The organism is Streptomyces sp. YS-3 (genome assembly GCF_045257485.1).
Lineage (GTDB): Bacteria > Actinomycetota > Actinomycetes > Streptomycetales > Streptomycetaceae > Streptomyces.
This window is the reverse complement of sequence record NZ_JBJHPC010001093.1, coordinates 1-942: the sequence shown is the minus strand read 5'-3', so window position 1 is coordinate 942 and position 942 is coordinate 1. Positions and strand designations below refer to the sequence as shown.

The following is a 942-nucleotide window of genomic DNA, read 5'->3' as shown; positions in this document are numbered from 1 at the left end:
ATGTGGGGCGGTGTCTCCGGCGGGCCGTGGTTCTCCGACGTCGACTGGGACGCCGGGACCGGCGAGATCATCGGGAACGTGGGCGGCTACAACGGCGGCGGCATGGACGTGCCCGAGTCCGACCCCCGCTACCACCGGATCACCTACAGCCCCGTCTACGGCGAGCGCGGTCAGCGGTACGTGCCGTAGTGCGGGCGGCGGCCGTCGCGGGCGTCGGCGTAGAGCCGGAAGAAGCGCTCGCCGTAGACGGGGCTGTAGGTGATCCGGTGGTAGCGGGGGTCGGACTCGGGCACGTCCATGCCGCCGCCGTTGTAGCCGCCCACGTTCCCGATGATCTCGCCGGTCCCGGCGTCCCAGTCGACGTCGGAGAACCACGGCCCGCCGGAGACACCGCCCCACATCCCGGCACACTCCACCCGCATCTGCCGGAACCCGGCCAGCCGCCCCGACCGCGCCGAGCAGCGCACCGGGGTGTCCGCCGGATTGCGGCCCACCCGGGGATAGCCCAGCATCGTCACGTCCTGGCGGTAGCCGGGCGTCCGCGCCAGGTGGTTGGCCCCCACCACGTCCTGGGCGTCCTCGCCCGCGGGTGAGGAGGCGAGGCGTCCGAAGGAGTAGTCCAGGTCGGAGACGGCCTTCTTGCTGTTGCGGACGTACTGGTCGTCCACGTACCAGTCGGTGACCCGGTAGAAACCGTACGGCTGGTCGGCGAGCCCGGTGCGCGGCCGGTATCCGGGGACGAACACCGCGCGTCTGCCCGCACAGTGACCGGCCGTCAGGATCAGGCTCGGCCCTGAGCTCTCCACCACGCTCGCCGAGCACTTGTGGGCGCGCAGCTCGCCGGTCGTCGGGTCCGTGCCCGCGGAGGTGAACAGGACGCCGACGGAGGCGATCCCGGGAAAGTGCTCCGCGCTCGGCATCCCGGGGACGGCGGCCGGGGGC

Annotated in this window: 1 protein-coding gene and 1 pseudogene; one reads left to right on the top strand and one right to left on the bottom strand. The window is 72.6% G+C overall.

Annotated elements, in window-relative coordinates:
• A pseudogene (locus tag ACJA3G_RS37685) lies at positions 1-189 on the top strand (hypothetical protein); the annotation flags it as partial.
• Here ACJA3G_RS37685 and ACJA3G_RS37680 read toward each other — a convergent pair.
• A partial coding sequence (locus ACJA3G_RS37680; protein ID WP_406557501.1) for a trypsin-like serine peptidase occupies positions 171-942 on the bottom strand: 772 nt, incomplete at its 5' end. The pseudogene ACJA3G_RS37685 and the gene ACJA3G_RS37680 overlap by 19 nt on opposite strands.